This window comes from Vibrio sp. T13N (assembly GCF_032970445.1).
Classification (GTDB): Bacteria; Pseudomonadota; Gammaproteobacteria; order Enterobacterales; family Vibrionaceae; genus Vibrio; species Vibrio diabolicus.
Genome location: NZ_JAWJYE010000046.1, coordinates 1 through 2,418 on the forward strand (window position 1 = coordinate 1; position 2,418 = coordinate 2,418).

General features: G+C 41.4%; 3 protein-coding genes and 1 pseudogene. All 4 read right to left on the bottom strand.

All coding sequences use genetic code 11. The features are described from left to right. Positions 1 to 122, bottom strand: a pseudogene (locus tag R2S67_RS22620) (cysteine hydrolase); the annotation flags it as partial. Between the two features lie 147 nt (positions 123 to 269). After that, positions 270 to 620 (bottom strand): RidA family protein, encoded by a 351-nt coding sequence (locus tag R2S67_RS22625; protein ID WP_017068152.1) that lies wholly within the window; start codon positions 618 to 620, stop codon positions 270 to 272. Positions 621 to 756: 136 nt separating this feature from the next. Next, positions 757 to 1,284: a hypothetical protein gene (locus R2S67_RS22630; RefSeq protein WP_171359401.1), complete on the bottom strand. Its 528-nt coding sequence runs from the start codon at positions 1,282 to 1,284 to the stop codon at positions 757 to 759. Between the two features lie 133 nt (positions 1,285 to 1,417). Further along, positions 1,418 to 2,119: a hypothetical protein gene (locus R2S67_RS22635; RefSeq protein ID WP_258686791.1), complete on the bottom strand. Its 702-nt coding sequence runs from the start codon at positions 2,117 to 2,119 to the stop codon at positions 1,418 to 1,420. Between the last annotated feature and the right edge of the window lie 299 nt (positions 2,120 to 2,418).

Consider the following 2,418-nt stretch of genomic DNA (forward strand, 5'->3'; position numbering starts at 1 on the left):
TTAGCACGCGCCAATTTCGTAACTTCATTAATTTTGGTGAGTACGATTTGTGACTCAAATGGTTGAGGTTCCGGGTCGAACAGAATCGACTGAACATCAATAACTAATACTGCAGATTTCATTGTTTTCCTCTGATAGGGCTAACGCCCTGTTAAGGTGTGAGCAACGCACTACCTATGCTACTGCATACCACCTTAAACACAAAACGCAACGCATAGCAAAAATGCCAAGCGTTGCGAATCACTCTTAAACAGATTGTTAGCAGTGTTCTAACGTCTTACCGCTGTTACTGTCACTTCAATAAGTACGTCACCTTCTAACGCAACACCTAGGCACGCTCGTTGAGGCCAGTGTTCTGGATTTTCACCCAACCACTCGCACCAAACTTTATCCATTTTAGGTTTATCTGGCATATTGGCGATAAACACCTGCGCACTTACTATTTGAGTTTTATTGGAACCCAATTCTTCAAGGTTTTTATCTATCGTTTCTAGAGTCAGTTTAGTTTGACCAACTATATCCAGAGAAGTGTCTGATGATGTTGCTACTGTCCAAACCAAGTCTTTATATGCTGAAGACTTATTTCGACCTTGATAGGCACCCCGCTTCCTTTCGATCATTTTGTTCTCCTTGAACTGCTAACGCCCTGCTAAGGGGTGAGCAACGCAATACCGAAGCCGCCGCATACCACCTTAATCACTTAAACCAACGCATAGTAAAAATGCCACGCGTTGCGAATCACTCTTAAACAGTTTGTTATGCCTTATACTCCAACAGTTTTTCGATACCTTTTTTGGAGCCTTTAACTGGGTACTTCTTACCTAGTACGTCCGTTAAAAAATATTTTTTAAATAACAAGCCATCATGATTAACTGCATATAACTTTGTAAAATCATCATGCTTAATTCGATACTCGTAAATATCTCCATCATCCAGTCTCACTGCGACATCATGGACAAAGCCGCTAGATACGACCGACGGTAATCCATGCTCATCAAATAGTATTGGTTCATCTTTCAGCGACCAAGAGCTTGATGATTTCCTTGAAATATAACCACAAAGATCAGATAGAAATATTGCTCTTTTTCCAGTGTTAACAGCATATATGCGTAAAAATGGGGGCGGATTATCTAAGTTCTCAGATTGATCTTTGGAGCAGTCGTATACTACCTTGCAGAAAACTTTTACCCGACTTCTATCTCGATAAATTGCATACCCACTCACAAGTAAACTGATAACGGAAATCACCAAAGCAGACCAAGTTACAACACTTTCCAAATTCATTTATTCCTCTAAGGCATAACGCCCTGTTAAGGGGTGAGCAACGCAATACCGATGCTTCCGCATACCACCTTAATCACTTAAACCAACGCATAGTGAAAATGTCACGCGTTGCGAATCCCTCTTGAACAGTTTGTTAGGCTTCTTTTTTTGAACCCCACTTATCGCAGTGCCACTCATAGTATTGTCTGCTCTCCTCCCAGTTTGAAACTTCGTTCCCGACCAAGGAAGATATTTTGCTATCAAGTGCTTCTGTAGTCACAGCGTTGGGGTTAGATCTGACTATGCCTTTGTCTACGTATATGTAGCCTTTTTCATAAAGGTCGTCGCAACCTAGTTTACACATCAATGTAGCTACAGCGCCAAAGTCTAACTTCTCGTCATCACTGCACTTTGATCTTCGCTTTATATGAGCAGCAACAAGCATGTTTTCCGGTAGTTTAGAATTACAAATTGCACACGTACCCAACTTGTTCCCCTCTAGTAGATATGCTCGTAATAAGGTTTGTTCTGCTCGCCTTTTTGCTGTGAACTCAACGTCCAGTTCAGGAAGCGTACTAATTTTTCTAAGCTCAGTTTCTACCGAGAAAGAGTCTTCAATCTCGATATTTTTACTGACAATTATTGAGGCAGCTACTCTTGGTTTTAGGCTTGGGTTAGACATGCGCGCCCCGTAGCCTAACTGGACCAATGCTTGAAGCTGCTCTAGGTTTTCCACTCGAACATAGTCCGCTTCAAAACGAGAATGCGACGCGACATACATGCCATCTTTATGCTTGTGTGGATAAAGAGGCTTTCCGGCATTTTTCTTACTTCTTTCACTTATATACGCAATCATTTAAATTTACCTAGATTTTGAAGCCTAACGCCCTGTTAAGGTGTGAGCAACGCAATACCGATGCTTCCGCAAACCACCTTAACCACTAAACACAACGCATAGTAAAAATGCCACGCGTTGCGAATCACTCTTAAACAGTTTGTTAAATTCGTTCTAACGTATACATGCCCAACTTTCTAATTTCATGGAGTAGAGGCTTTACAGACTCTCGACACTCAAAGTAAAGAGAACATGTATCGTCATAACCTTGTACGAAAACAGCCCGATATTCTGGAATTACGAGCTGCAAAGCATCAGCA